This window comes from Magnetococcus marinus MC-1, from assembly GCF_000014865.1.
Taxonomy (GTDB): domain Bacteria; phylum Pseudomonadota; class Magnetococcia; order Magnetococcales; family Magnetococcaceae; genus Magnetococcus; species Magnetococcus marinus.
The window spans coordinates 4,584,137-4,596,575 of the sequence record NC_008576.1 but is presented as its reverse complement, the minus strand read 5'-3'; the positions used below and the strand labels follow the sequence as shown (position 1 = coordinate 4,596,575).

Annotated in this window: 14 protein-coding genes and 1 tRNA gene; 8 read left to right on the top strand and 7 right to left on the bottom strand. The window is 54.9% G+C overall.

Annotated elements, in window-relative coordinates:
* Positions 1–99: 99 nt before the first annotated feature.
* On the bottom strand, positions 100–1,164 hold the full coding sequence (locus MMC1_RS18810; RefSeq protein WP_011715197.1) for a glycosyltransferase family 4 protein: 1,065 nt from the start codon (positions 1,162–1,164) through the stop codon (positions 100–102).
* A gap of 271 nt (positions 1,165–1,435) precedes the next feature.
* A tRNA-Arg gene (locus MMC1_RS18805) sits at positions 1,436–1,512 on the bottom strand.
* A 318-nt stretch (positions 1,513–1,830) separates the two neighbouring features.
* On the opposite strand from MMC1_RS18805, the gene trxA reads away from it, so the two are divergent.
* From trxA to gluQRS, 7 genes are all read left to right on the top strand, one after another.
* Entirely contained in the window at positions 1,831–2,163 is a 333-nt protein-coding gene (gene trxA / locus MMC1_RS18800; protein WP_011715196.1) for a thioredoxin, read from the top strand.
* A gap of 127 nt (positions 2,164–2,290) precedes the next feature.
* Positions 2,291–2,998: a YggS family pyridoxal phosphate-dependent enzyme gene (locus tag MMC1_RS18795; protein ID WP_011715195.1), complete on the top strand. Its 708-nt coding sequence runs from the start codon at positions 2,291–2,293 to the stop codon at positions 2,996–2,998.
* Positions 2,999–3,102: 104 nt separating this feature from the next.
* Positions 3,103–3,915 carry a pyrroline-5-carboxylate reductase gene (gene proC, locus MMC1_RS18790; protein ID WP_011715194.1) on the top strand — a complete coding sequence of 271 codons (813 nt, stop codon included), beginning with the start codon at positions 3,103–3,105 and terminating at the stop codon, positions 3,913–3,915.
* Between the two features lie 138 nt (positions 3,916–4,053).
* A complete protein-coding gene (locus MMC1_RS18785; RefSeq protein ID WP_011715193.1) occupies positions 4,054–4,653 on the top strand; it encodes a YggT family protein in 600 nt (199 codons plus the stop codon).
* A 2-nt stretch (positions 4,654–4,655) separates the two neighbouring features.
* Positions 4,656–4,952, top strand: a complete 297-nt coding sequence (locus MMC1_RS18780; protein ID WP_011715192.1) for a DUF167 domain-containing protein — start codon at positions 4,656–4,658, stop codon at positions 4,950–4,952.
* Between the two features lie 107 nt (positions 4,953–5,059).
* A complete protein-coding gene (locus MMC1_RS18775; protein WP_011715191.1) occupies positions 5,060–5,563 on the top strand; it encodes a chemotaxis protein CheW in 504 nt (167 codons plus the stop codon).
* Positions 5,563–6,429 carry a tRNA glutamyl-Q(34) synthetase GluQRS gene (gene gluQRS / locus MMC1_RS18770; RefSeq protein ID WP_011715190.1) on the top strand — a complete coding sequence of 289 codons (867 nt, stop codon included), beginning with the start codon at positions 5,563–5,565 and terminating at the stop codon, positions 6,427–6,429. Before MMC1_RS18775 ends, gluQRS begins: the two co-directional genes overlap by 1 nt.
* 216 nt (positions 6,430–6,645) lie before the next feature.
* Here the strand turns inward: gluQRS and MMC1_RS18765 are convergent, their stop codons facing one another.
* Together MMC1_RS18765 and MMC1_RS18760 are read right to left on the bottom strand one after the other, a co-directional pair.
* Entirely contained in the window at positions 6,646–7,425 is a 780-nt protein-coding gene (locus MMC1_RS18765) for a TatD family hydrolase (protein ID WP_011715189.1), read from the bottom strand.
* A gap of 14 nt (positions 7,426–7,439) precedes the next feature.
* Positions 7,440–8,174 carry a FecR family protein gene (locus MMC1_RS18760; RefSeq protein ID WP_011715188.1) on the bottom strand — a complete coding sequence of 245 codons (735 nt, stop codon included), beginning with the start codon at positions 8,172–8,174 and terminating at the stop codon, positions 7,440–7,442.
* Between the two features lie 108 nt (positions 8,175–8,282).
* On the opposite strand from MMC1_RS18760, the gene rpe reads away from it, so the two are divergent.
* A complete protein-coding gene (gene rpe / locus MMC1_RS18755; RefSeq protein ID WP_011715187.1) occupies positions 8,283–8,957 on the top strand; it encodes a ribulose-phosphate 3-epimerase in 675 nt (224 codons plus the stop codon).
* A 471-nt stretch (positions 8,958–9,428) separates the two neighbouring features.
* On the opposite strand, the gene MMC1_RS18750 is transcribed toward rpe, so the two are convergent.
* The 3 genes from MMC1_RS18750 to MMC1_RS18740 all read right to left on the bottom strand — a co-directional run bounded on the left by MMC1_RS18750 (position 9,429) and on the right by MMC1_RS18740 (position 12,437).
* On the bottom strand, positions 9,429–9,833 hold the full coding sequence (locus MMC1_RS18750; RefSeq protein WP_011715186.1) for a secondary thiamine-phosphate synthase enzyme YjbQ: 405 nt from the start codon (positions 9,831–9,833) through the stop codon (positions 9,429–9,431).
* A 32-nt stretch (positions 9,834–9,865) separates the two neighbouring features.
* The gene (ilvA, locus tag MMC1_RS18745; protein WP_041641469.1) at positions 9,866–11,377 is read right to left on the bottom strand and encodes a threonine ammonia-lyase, biosynthetic; all 1,512 of its coding nucleotides are present in this window, start codon (positions 11,375–11,377) and stop codon (positions 9,866–9,868) included.
* Positions 11,378–11,585: 208 nt separating this feature from the next.
* Positions 11,586–12,437, bottom strand: a complete 852-nt coding sequence (locus tag MMC1_RS18740; protein WP_011715184.1) for a 3'-5' exonuclease — start codon at positions 12,435–12,437, stop codon at positions 11,586–11,588.
* Positions 12,438–12,439 lie beyond the last annotated feature (2 nt).

The window sequence follows — 12,439 nt, the reverse complement described above, 5'->3', positions numbered from 1 at the left end:
CAGACAAGCCGGGGCGTTATGCTCCGGCTTGTCTGTTTTCAGATCCCTTATCCCTCCGTCTGTATGGGTCAAGGGGTAGCGCAAGGGCGTGTATAAGGCTTAAGAGCCTTCCACCTCTTCAGCGGTGAGGGGGGCGGGTAGGGCATCCCGTGTTTCGATGGGGGCAAGAAACGCCAGAAACTGGTCGGCGACGCGCTCCCAGGAGAAGTTCATGGCGTAGGCCCGGCATGCTGCGGGAGATTTACCCAGCGCCTTTTGAATGGCCAGGGTAAGGTCAAAATCGAGGCAGCCCATGGCGTTTTCGCCGGGGCCATCCAACTGCATGACATCCAAAGGCCCTGTAACGGGATAGGCGGCCACGGGCACGCCACAGGCCATGGCTTCGAGCATGACCAAACCAAAGGTGTCGGTCAGGCTGGGGAACACAAAGACATCGGCACTGCTAAAGAGCTGGACCAATTCGGTATCGTTATTGGTATCGAAAAAATGGACGTGGGGGTAGTGTTTTTGCAGGGTGTTTTTTTGGGGACCCCGTCCCACCACCACCTTACTGCCGGGCAGCTCCAGATCCAGAAAAGCGGGAATATTTTTTTCCACCGCAATACGCCCCACAAACATATGGATTGGGCGGGGCAGTTGCAGGAAATCTTTGGGTTGGGGGGTAAACACCTCCACATTAACCCCGTGGGCCCAGGGTTGCACATGGGGAAAGTTGCGGGCGGTTAGCTCACGATAGACCGAGGGCGAGGGGGCCATGACGGTGTGTGCTGGTTTGTGAAAACGGCGAATGCCGGCATAGAGCCAGTTTAGGGGCAGCTTGGTGCGTTCGTGAATATATTCGGGAAATTTGGTGTGGTAGGCGGTGGTAAAGGGCACTTTATGGTTTAAGCACCAACGCCGCGCGGCGGATCCCAGGGGGCCTTCGGTGGCGATATGCAGCGCCTGTGGGGCGAAGGCTTGGATCTGCCGTTTGACCCCGCGATAGGGGAACAAGGCCAGGGGGATTTCCGAATAGCTGGGGCAGGGGATGGTGGTAAAGCGGTTGGGGGTGATCATGCCAAGTACATGACCACGTTTTTCGAGCGCTTCGATGAGAGACTCTAGAACCCGGATAACACCATTACGCTGGGGATACCAAGCGTCGGATACGATTAGAATGCGCATGTGAACTCCCTTTCAACAAAGTTTTCACACAATACGCTTGTAAGCCATTGAAATGCAAATGAACTTTATGTGTCAAGCCGGTGTAAGTCTGGTAAATGGAGTGTGGATATTTGGTGCGCTTGGCCAGGGTTGGAGAAGTCAGATGGGTAAATTCAGGCAGCGGGTATGGGCAAGTTATGCAGTCCATGCGATGAGATTGTGATTTTGGGTCGTTATTGGGTGGTTGGCAACAAAAAAGGCCCACGAAGAGATTCGTAAGCCTTTGAAAAAATGGCGCGCGATATAGGATTCGAACCTATGACCTTTGGCTCCGGAGGCCAACGCTCTATCCGGCTGAGCTAACCGCGCAATCATCAAAATCTAGGATGTGCAACTATAGGTACTGGGCGCATGATTGTCAAAGGTCAAATGAGAGCAACTTGACAACAGCAGGCTGGCAACCTACGGTAGCAGGGCAGTATCCATCTTGCGGGAGATTGCAGCAGGCTAGGTGGTTAAGCGCCGCGCCTTTATTTTAGGAAATTGGAACATAAACAGCCTTAGCCTAGCCTAAGCTGGTAACATGGACAACAGTGTCAACCCTTGGGTTATACCGTAGCCCCAATCTTATACATCCAAGGGGTCGCGCCGTTTTCTTTATTATGCACAAGAGGAGCAGACCAGATCATGAGCGAACATGTCACTTCAACCACCGATAGCCAATTTGAAACAGATGTCCTGCAAGCAGAGACCCCTGTGTTGGTGGATTTTTGGGCCGAATGGTGTGGCCCTTGTAAACAGGTAGCCCCCTTTCTGGACCAGCTGGCTCAGGATAAAGTTGGCAGCCTGAAAGTGGTTAAGCTGAACATTGATGAAAACCCCAATGTTCCCGGTCGCTTTGGCGTGCGCGGTATCCCCACCCTGATGATTTTTAAAGGGGGGCAGATTCAAGCTTCTAAAATTGGCGCCATGCCCAAATCCAAACTCTATGAGTGGGTGGACGAAGCTCTGGCTGGCTAATGGGTGTCTGTAAAAGATCAAGAAAAGGCTGGTCGTTTTGACCAGCCTTTTTTTAATGGCACAAGGGTTCTACACTGTTACCACAGATCACATGCCGCGCTTTCGCTCAAGCCGAGGGTCCAACACCATGCACACCATCACCCAGCGACTGGAAACCATTCAAGAACACATGGTGCAAGCCTGTCAACGGGCGGGTCGTTCACCCCACGAGGTGCAGCTTATGGCGGTCTCCAAACGTCAGTCCAGCAGCGCCGTGAGCGAAGCAATCGAGGCCGGGCAGCTGCTGTTTGGGGAAAACCGCGTGCAAGAGGCCAAGGAGAAACAGCCCACGGTGTCTATGCCCGCTGGGGTGCAGCCCCAATGGCATATGATCGGCCCGCTGCAAAAAAATAAGATCAAATACATCGGTGAACTGTTCCACATGGTACAAACGGTGGATACCCTAACCCTGGCCCAGGCCATCGGCGCACGCATGCAGGCCGAGCAACGCCAAATGCCCATCCTATTACAGGTCAATGTGGGTGGAGAGGCGCAAAAAAATGGGATGACCGCCGAGGCCTTGGAAGAGCAGGTGCGTCACATAGCCCAGATCCCAGGGGTGCGCATTCAGGGTTTAATGACCGTGCCCCCCTATCTGGAAGATCCCCAGCAGGTGCGTCCCTATTTTCGGGCGCTCTACACCCTGGCGAACCATGTGCAACAAATGCGTCTGCCAGGGGTTGCCATGGAGACCCTCTCCATGGGGATGAGTCACGATTTTCACGTGGCTATCGAAGAGGGGGCCACCATGGTACGGGTAGGCAGCGCCCTGTTTGGGGAACGTCGCGTAGCCTAAGCGCCCACATAGATCGGTCTCTCACGGTTTGAGTCTGGAAAGCCAAGCGAACAGCGGCTATGCTCATAGCCCACATGCGAAGCAATCAAGGTAAGGATAAAAGAATGTCCAGTCAGCCCCCAATCGCCTTTCTCGGTGGTGGTAATATGGCCAGTGCCATCATCGCTGGTCTGCACAAGGTCGGCTATCCCGCCGCAAAGCTGCGTGTAGGAGAGCCCAACGCCACCCAGCGAGAGGCCTTAATCCGCCAATTTGCCATCCAGGGCCATGCCCATAATCCGGATGCCGTGGCAGAGGCGGCTTTTGTGGTGGTGGCGGTAAAACCCAATCTGGTCGCTCAAGTGTTGCGTGATGTGGCCCCGCAGCTGGCCCCCACTGCGGTGGTGCTCTCTATCGCGGCGGGGGTGGATCTAACCACCATGGCGGCGGCCTTGCCAGCGGGTCAACCCATCATTCGGGCCATGCCCAATACCCCGGCGCTGGTGGGCCAAGGCATGACCGTACTATGCCCCAATGGACATGTTGATGCAGAGCAACTCGCCCAGGCACAACGCTTGCTGGAAAGTGTGGGCCAGGTCGCGGTGGTCAAACAAGAGAGTCTCATGGATGGGGTAACCGCCCTCTCTGGCTCAGGGCCAGCCTATCTGTTTTTAATCGCCGAGGCGCTCTCGGATGGGGGGGTGGCCTGTGGTCTACCCAGAGCTCTGGCCGATCAACTGGCGGTGCAGACACTGTTGGGCTCCGCCACCCTGCTACGGGAGAGTGGTGAGCACCCCGGTGTGTTAAAAAATCGAGTGACTTCTCCCGGCGGTACCACCATTGCGGGTCTGGGCGTGCTGGAGCGGCAAGGAGTGCGAGGTGCCCTAATGGCTGCGGTAGAGGCCGCTTGGAACCGATCCAAGGCATTGGGTCAATAACCCGTTAGAGGGTAGCAGCCTTGGGGGTTGAGGTGTGCGTTTAACCGAGTACTCAGGGCGGCTTGGGCAAACATAAAATCGGAGCAGGCTGGGTGGCAGCAGGCTCTTTCAGAGATGAACCATTAAGGAAAATCACCCATGGGTATCATGAGTTCCATCGGGCAGTTGTTAACCTTTTTTCTGGGTCTCTACTCCTGGATTATTCTGTTTAGGGTGCTGATCTCTTGGGTCAACCCTGATCCCTATAACCCCATTGTGCAGCTACTCATACGCGTTACTGAGCCTGTGTTGGGGCCGTTGCGCCGGATGATTCCCAGCATAGCGGGTATAGACTTCTCCCCCATCGTGGCCTTTTTTGGCATCAATATGCTGCAAAGTTTGGTGCAGGCCATCTTCTCTTCCGGTAATGTGGGGGGGGCGATGTTGGTCATTGTGGCGCAGCTACTTCAGTTAATCTACCTGCTGGTGGTATTCTACATGGTGTTGCTGTTGGTGCGGGGGGGAATTAACGTCTACTCTTGGCACAGCTTTCGCCAAAGGCAGCCTTCTAAACTGGATCTGCGGCATCCGCTGGCGCGTTTTGTGTTCCAGGCCACCGAGCCAGCGGTACGTCCCTTGCGCCGGTTTGTGCCAACCCTCTATGGATTAGAGATCTCTCCCTTTGTCGCGGCAATCTTGACCACCTTTGTGCTGAATCTGCTACAGTTGGTGGTGGGTGCTTTGGTGGGAATCTACTAGAGATGGGACAACCATCCTGGCAGGGAGATACCCTGCACCTGACCATTCGGGTGCAACCCAAGGCTGCTCAAGAGCGGGTCATGGGTTGGCAGGGTGAGCAGTTAAAAGTTGCCCTTAATGCACCACCGGTGGATGGGGCGGCCAATAAGGCGCTGTGTCATTTTTTAGCCAAACAGTTGGGTATTGCCAAAGGTCAGGTAACGTTGGTAAGGGGGGAGAAATCCCGCGAAAAACAGCTTGTTATTCAAGGTATAAGCCCATCTATATGGCAGCAATTTTTGGAGCGGCATGGCGTGTAATACCGCATTTTCCCCCTTGGGTTAAGCATCAACGCTGCTCGCGGGGTATGATTAAGCTATGCTTTTCTTACGGTAAAGAAGGCTTTTAAGCGCTAGGGAGAGTCGTCATGTCAGGCAAGGCCATTGTTGAAACCACTCAATTTCTTACCTTTACCTTGGAAAAAGAGGTGTTTGCCGTAGACATTGCACGGGTACGGGAGGTGCTGGAGTTTACCTCCGTCACCAAAGTCCCCCGCACGCCTGATTTTATGAGTGGTGTGATCAATTTACGGGGTAGTGTGGTACCGGTGGTGGATTTGCGTATCAAATTTGGTATGCAAGCGGCTGGCAAAACTGTCGATACCTGCATCATAATCATTGAAATTGAGAACGCTGGTGAAAAAACCGTGCTGGGTGCCTTGGCCGATTCGGTTAAAGAGGTGATGAGCCTAGAACCGGAACATATCGAAAACGCACCCAAACTGGGTACCAACCTGCGCACCGAGTTTATCCGTGGCATGGGTAAAGAGGGCAATACGTTTATTATTATCCTCGATACCGATCGGGTGTTTAGTGCCGAAGAGCTCTCTTCTATGCACGATGGCTCTGACGAGAGCAGCTCTGCCGCCTAATGGATGGCGTGATTACCCGCTTTGCCCCCAGTCCTACCGGCTATCTGCACCTGGGGCACGCCTATTCGGCGTGGTGTGCCTTTGATTTTGCCCAACGTCATGGCGGGCGCTTTCTGTTGCGTATTGAGGATATTGATACGGTGCGTTGCCGCCCAGAGTATACCGAGGCGATCTTTGCCGATCTGGCTTGGCTCGGTTTTTACTGGCCAGAGCCGGTGCGCCAGCAGTCCCAGCATATGGTGACTTATGGGGATGCCCTAGTGCAGTTGCAGGATTTGGGGCTACTCTACCCCTGTTTTTGTACCCGCAAGAGCATTCAACAAGAGATCGCCAACGCCAACCGTGCTCCCCATGGTCCCGATGGTCCCCTCTACCCGGGGCGCTGTCGAGCTCTCTCCATGGCAGAACGTATGGAGCGGCTGCACGAGGGACAGAGCCATGCCTTGCGGTTGGATGTGGGGCGGGCGCTGGAGCTGCTGGGGGGCGTCCCGCTGCACTGGGTTGATGGTGAGCAGGGTGTAGAGATCACGGCGACGCCAGAGATCTTTGGGGATGTGGTATTGGCCCGTAAGGAGTCCCCCACCAGTTACCATCTGGCGGTCACCCTGGATGACCATGTGCAGGGCATTAGCCATGTGGTTCGGGGCGAGGATCTGCGTCAAGCGACCCATCTGCACCGTCTCTTACAAGCGCTGTTGGGGTTACGCACACCCATCTATCACCACCATCCCCTACTCACCGATGAGCAGGGTAAGCGCTATGCCAAGCGGGATAAAAGCCTAACCTTACGCGCCTTGCGGGCAGAGGGTGTAAGCGCCGAGGCCATCATGCAAAGGGTGCGCAGCGGTGCAACGCTGTTAGCCTAACCCATGTTTAACAGCCTATTGTAGAAGATCTTAAAATACAGAATCTTACGATGTGTATTTTTTTTCGAGTGGCACGACAAACTGTGCATTCTTTGGAAAATGTGCTCAGACACCCATCTTTTTCACCCCACCTGGGTTTGCAAGGATTCCAAGCGCCTGGAAGATTTTCTGATGTTCAGGCTCGGCTAAAGGGTGCCCATGCCCATATGTTGGGGGTTAAACCAGGGCTGGCACCAGCCGCTCACCATAGAGGCGCAGGCTGTTTTCCCACAACCTCTCCCGCAAGGCAGGGATGGCCAGACCATGCAGCTCCGCCACCACCGCCAAACTTTGGGTTAGGTTGGCAGGTTCGTTACGGGTATCGGCTTGGGGGCCCAACACCGGACTGTCGGACTCCAACAACAAGGCGTGCAGGGGGAGTTTGACCACCAACTCCCGTAGCTGCCCTGAACGCACCACCGCCGGAGGAATGGAGAGATACCAGCCCGCCTCCACCGCCTGTAGGGCCGCTTTGTGGGGTCCATGATAGGCGTGCAACTGCACCCTTTTGGCATCCTCTTGAAGCAGCAACTCCACCACCTGTTTACCCGCCCCCCGTGAGTGGCAGTTAAGGGGTAGATCCCACGCTTCACTCAACTGAACAAAACGGCTGAGCACCGCCCGTTGCACCGCCCGCTGCGGCTCTTCTTTAGCTAGCATATAATCCAGGCCCACTTCACCGATGGCCACCCAGCGCTGTTGATGCTGTTGCATAAAGGCAATCATGGCCTCTGCTTGATCCAGGTCGGCATATCCGGGGTAGAGGCCGCAGGCCGGTTTTAGCAGGGGGTAGCTGTCGCACAGTGCCAAGGTGCGTTGGGCATCGGCCAGGGTTTCACTTACCGCCACAATGGCGGTAACACCGGCGGCGTGCGCCCGTGCCAATACTGCGTCCCGATCGGCGTCAAAGCGGTCATCGCAAAGGTGAGCGTGGGTGTCGATCAACGGGTGGGACATGAGCAAGGCACTCCCTAAAGTGAATAGCGGCTGATACCTGTGATCGAGGAGATAAAGGGCGGTTTACGCAGCACCAGGGCCTCCAGCATGGTCAATTCGGCATCCGTATGGTTGATGACCGGGGCTGTAACCATCAGGTTATCCCCATGGCGGTCAATATAGCGGGGATCATCATGATGGTGGGTTTGGATGCGGGCCTGCATGTTCGGGTTGGCGGTGGGGGTGATTGTTACCGTTCCATAGCAGGTACAGGCGTAGGTGCGTTGCGCTTCCAGTTCTAAATAGATGCCGGTACCGTGAATGCCGATCAAGGCTTGAGGGGTGCGCAACTGTCGGCGTCCTTGTGCAAAGACCGAGAGCACCCCGCCGGATTGCAATAAAAATCCTGGTACCCCCAATGTTTCTGCAAGGGTGCTTGGGGAGGCATCGGTCACCACAGCAGCCTCGGTAACTTGGGCCAGGGTAGGGGGGTCTAGCTGCAACTGGGTCTCCGGGCGCAGCAGCAGGGCATCTTGCCCTATCACCACCACCGCTTGGGTACCCATATCGGTCTGCAAGAGGGCTCCCGCTGGGATGGCCTCACCCTGCATGAGGGAGTGCCCGTTGGCCGTTATGCCACCGGCACCAAGGTGTAAACCCGGTTTAATCATACCCCGCTGCATACAGGCGCTGAGCCATGGTGTGAACATGCCCCAAGCGACGACCCATTGCAGCATGTGACGACGACTTAACCCCCGTGGATGTGTCATGTTTTGCCCTCTGTTGGTGAAAAAGCCTTGCTCCAGACGCCCATCTTGACCACAATCCCCCCTAACCGATACGACCCCTACGACCTCTTACCCGGGAGCGAGACCAGCATGATTAAAATAGCCCCCTCTATCCTCTCCGCTGACTTTGCCCGCTTGGGCGAAGAGATCCGTATGGTAGAGGCGGCTGGTGCCGACTATATCCATGTGGATGTTATGGATGGCCACTTTGTGCCCAACCTAACCATGGGCCCACCGGTGGTGGCCTCTATTCGTAAGGTAGCCACCAAACCCCTGGATGTCCACCTGATGATCTCGCCGGTAGACCCCTACATTGAGGCCTTTGCCCAAGCGGGTAGTGACATTATTACCGTGCATGCCGAGGCGACCCACCATCTTGATCGTACCCTTAACCTTATCAAAGAGTATGGAAAAAAGGCTGGGGTTTCTATTAATCCCGCCACCCCGGTGAGCGCCATTGAAAATGTCATGCACTTGGTCGATATGGTATTGGTGATGAGTGTGAACCCCGGTTTTGGTGGGCAGAGCTTTATTCCCCACAGCTTAAACAAGGTGCGCCAAGTGCGGGAGATGATCAACCGCCAGGATCGCCCCATTGAACTCCAGGTAGATGGCGGCGTAAAACCGGATAACATCGCCAAAATAGCCGAAGCAGGGGCCAATGTGTTTGTGGCCGGTTCAGCCATCTTTTCCCAACCGGACTACCGGGCTGTCATGGATAGCATGCATAAAAATGTGCGGGATTCCCAAAAAAATCCAGATTAAGTGTTTGTTACATAAGGGTTACACTTTTCAGGAAATGGTTACAATCCCCATGGGCGCACCTTACCAACACCGGTTCACGCTTTCTACGCTGTTATTGTAACATACCGGATATAAAGTCTATATTTGGATTTAAGCCCCCTACATTGTGCCGCGCTGTAGGGGGCTTTTTTGTTATTTATGGGGGGAAATATGGGATTTTAGGGTGTGGTCAGCACCACACTATAAAAATTAGAATTTCATTATGAACTAACATAGAGGATACTCACTCTATACTGAGGATGAACGATACAAGGGTAGCGATAACACCCTTTAGGGATGGCGCATACAGCTAGGCTTGCCGGGCTGTTGCCATCGCCCTGCCATCTCCCTCCTCCCCCCCTTAAGCGGAGGTGGTGTGGGCGTGAAAAGTGGGCTGGAGTTCTGCCAAACTCCAGCCCTTTTTTTGTACGGTAGCATCCCCAGCGGGCAACCCTAACCCTCGCTAAGGGTTAGGATGACCTTGCGGGCGCGGGGTCCGTCAAATTCGGTAAAATAGAGGCCTTGCCAAGTACCGAGCAACAGTTTACCCCCCTCGATTGGTACACTTAGAGCGTGCCCCATCAAGCTTGCTTTCAGGTGGGCGTGGCTGTTGCCTTCGGCATGGCGGTAGTTCCCATGGATGGGCACCAATTGATCCAGGGTCGCCAATATATCCCGAGCCACGTCGGGATCACAGTTTTCATTGACGGTGATGCCAGCGGTGGTATGGGGCACAAACAGGTGGCATAGACCCTGTTGCATTTTCGCTTTGCTTATTAGGGCATTGACCCCATCGGTTATATCAATGAAGGCTTGGGCACGACCACTGTTGACCGCTAAGACATGGCGTTTTAACATGGTTTTTACTCCTGTCTAACCCATGTGATCGCCTAGAGAAACAGCTTATAGGCAGGATTCTCACTCTCATCTACATAGCGAAAACCCAGCTTATCTAGGCAGCTTTGCAATTGATCGTGTTGCTCAGGGGGCACCTCCAGACCAATCAACACCCGACCATACTCCCCGCCGTGTAGTCGGTATTGAAACAGTGAGATGTTCCAATCCGCCTGCATGGTGGTAAGAAAGTGGGCCAAGGCACCGGGCCGTTCGGGGAAACGAAAACGCAAAAGACGCTCATGCTGCACCACATGGGAACGCCCGCCAACCATATGACGCAGGTGGGTCTTGGCCAGATCGTTTTCGGTAAGATCCACAAATTGATAGTGGAAACTCTGTAACCGATGGGCGAGCAGTTGTCGTTCGGCTGGTTCACGCAGATCAATGCCCACAAAGATATGGGCGGCATCGCGCCCCGATAGACGGTAGTTAAATTCGGTAATATTATGGTCCCCCACCACCTCTTGGCAAAAGTGGCGTAGAGCACCGGGCTGTTCAGGTATGGTGATGGCAAACAGCGCCTCGCGTTGCTCCCCAACCATGGTGCGTTCGGTTACATAACGGAGCCGCTCAAAGTTCATATTGGCCCCGCTATTGATGACCACCAAGCGTTGACCGGTTATGCCTTTTTCCGCCACATAGCGGCGTAAACCAGCCAGCGCTAAGGCCCCTGCGGGCTCTACAATGGCACGGGTGGCTTGATAGGTCCACTTGATGGCGGTACAGATCTCATCCACATTGACCCGCACCATCTCATCCACATACTGTTCACACAGCGCCAGGGTGCGTGTACCAACCTCACGCACCGCCACCCCATCGGCAAAGATGCCCACTTGGTCTAAAGAGACAATCTTGCCCGCCTCTAGGGCGCGGGCCATGGCATCGCTATCGGTGGGTTCTACGCCAATAATACGGATCTGCGGTAGCAGATTTTTTACATAGGTGGCAATGCCCGCAATCAACCCCCCGCCGCCGACCGGAACAAAAATGGCGTCCAGTTGATTACCGCTCTGGCGCATAATCTCCAGCCCCACGGTACCCTGTCCGGCGATCACCAGCTCATCGTCAAAGGGGTGAATAAAGGTCATGCCGTTGTGCTGAGCCAGCTCTTTACAGTGGTCGGCGGCGATGGAGTAGTTATCCCCATGCAGCACCACCTGGGCACCAAACTGTTTGACCGCCCCCACCTTGATCTCTGGGGTGGTGCAGGGCATCACAATGGTGGCAGATAACCCCAACTGACGGGCGCTAAAGGCCACCCCTTGCGCATGGTTGCCCGCAGAGGCCGCAATAATGCCCCGGGCCCGCTGCTCAGGGGTAAGCTGCGCCATTTTGTTGTAGGCCCCGCGTAATTTAAACGAAAAGACAGGCTGTAGATCCTCGCGTTTAATAAAAACTTGGTTGCGTAGCTGCGCCGAAAGCCAAGCCGACTGTTCCAAAGGGGTCTCCACCGCAGCCTCGTAGACGCGGGAAGTAAGAATGTGGCGAAACAGTTGTTCGGACATGGGCAACCTTTGTATAAAAGGGCAGTGTAGATCCTCCATGGTAGCGAAACCCATGAGATCTACGCATTAAAAGCGAGGTTACGCCCAGCCATAACCGTAGAGAAGCGCAGGACGCAACATAGAGTAGGGAAGCCACCACGCAACAGGGGTTCCCCGCTTTTAGCGGTAAGCGGACGGCAAGCGAGGATAACCCCCTCCACGCCCCACATTAAGCCGTGGTCATCTTGGTCAGGCGTTCCCACTGTTGCAAATAGGCCAACAGATGGGGCTTTTGTGCCCCTTCCCGTTCGATCAAGGCGCGCACCAGATTTTGCTCATTTTGATAGGTCGCCCCATCAAAATGGCCAGAAAAATGGACCATGCGCAGCCACAACAGATAGGTGGTTAGGGCGTCAAATTCATTATAGGCCACAATATCGGCCAGACGACCATCCAACCACATTTGCGGCACCTGATCCCCGGCCACATCCATCTTGCCCGGAATACCCGATAGGGTTGCCATCTCATGCAGGGAGGGGGTGAACTGTCCCCACCCTGAGACCACCTCTTTAAGGTCCACATGCCAATCGCCGCCACGGGCAAAGTAGTCAACCCCTTCCCACGGTTTGTTGGGGCGATGAGCAAATTTGGGCTGATGCATGCCACGAATGATGCCACGTTGCAACATCGCCTTAATATCGGCACTAATGGAGTTATACCCCACCAGCTGCGGTTTTTTTTCACCCACGCCTTGGAGAAAGCGGCTGAGCACAGCATCCTCTTTGGCATAGGGTGCCTGAGTATCCGCCACCTCTTCTGGCAGGGACATCAAGGTAACGGTGATGGTGCCATCCTGGTGCTGACGGCGTACCACCGCAGCGATGGAGATAAACCGACAGAGCGCCGTTTTTAGATAGGGTGTTGGGTTCTCCTCGGTGGCCCCCCCCTGTTTCCACATCTCCGCCAATACCTGGGCATCGGTCAGATCCTCATCTAAGTTATAGAGCATGCGGCCTGCCAAAGGGTCGGGGGTCCACTCGGCATCAAAGGCCCAGACGGTGTGGTGTACAAATTTGATCATGG

Coding starts and splice junctions, on each gene's coding strand:
- MMC1_RS18810 (WP_011715197.1), bottom strand. CDS start 1,164: ATGCGCATTCTAATCGTATCCGACGCTTGGTATCCCCAGCGTAATGGT.
- trxA (WP_011715196.1), top strand. CDS start 1,831: ATGAGCGAACATGTCACTTCAACCACCGATAGCCAATTTGAAACAGAT.
- MMC1_RS18795 (WP_011715195.1), top strand. CDS start 2,291: ATGCACACCATCACCCAGCGACTGGAAACCATTCAAGAACACATGGTG.
- proC (WP_011715194.1), top strand. CDS start 3,103: ATGTCCAGTCAGCCCCCAATCGCCTTTCTCGGTGGTGGTAATATGGCC.
- MMC1_RS18785 (WP_011715193.1), top strand. CDS start 4,054: ATGGGTATCATGAGTTCCATCGGGCAGTTGTTAACCTTTTTTCTGGGT.
- MMC1_RS18780 (WP_011715192.1), top strand. CDS start 4,656: ATGGGACAACCATCCTGGCAGGGAGATACCCTGCACCTGACCATTCGG.
- MMC1_RS18775 (WP_011715191.1), top strand. CDS start 5,060: ATGTCAGGCAAGGCCATTGTTGAAACCACTCAATTTCTTACCTTTACC.
- gluQRS (WP_011715190.1), top strand. CDS start 5,563: ATGGATGGCGTGATTACCCGCTTTGCCCCCAGTCCTACCGGCTATCTG.
- MMC1_RS18765 (WP_011715189.1), bottom strand. CDS start 7,425: ATGTCCCACCCGTTGATCGACACCCACGCTCACCTTTGCGATGACCGC.
- MMC1_RS18760 (WP_011715188.1), bottom strand. CDS start 8,174: ATGACACATCCACGGGGGTTAAGTCGTCGTCACATGCTGCAATGGGTC.
- rpe (WP_011715187.1), top strand. CDS start 8,283: ATGATTAAAATAGCCCCCTCTATCCTCTCCGCTGACTTTGCCCGCTTG.
- MMC1_RS18750 (WP_011715186.1), bottom strand. CDS start 9,833: ATGTTAAAACGCCATGTCTTAGCGGTCAACAGTGGTCGTGCCCAAGCC.
- ilvA (WP_041641469.1), bottom strand. CDS start 11,377: ATGTCCGAACAACTGTTTCGCCACATTCTTACTTCCCGCGTCTACGAG.
- MMC1_RS18740 (WP_011715184.1), bottom strand. CDS start 12,437: ATGATCAAATTTGTACACCACACCGTCTGGGCCTTTGATGCCGAGTGG.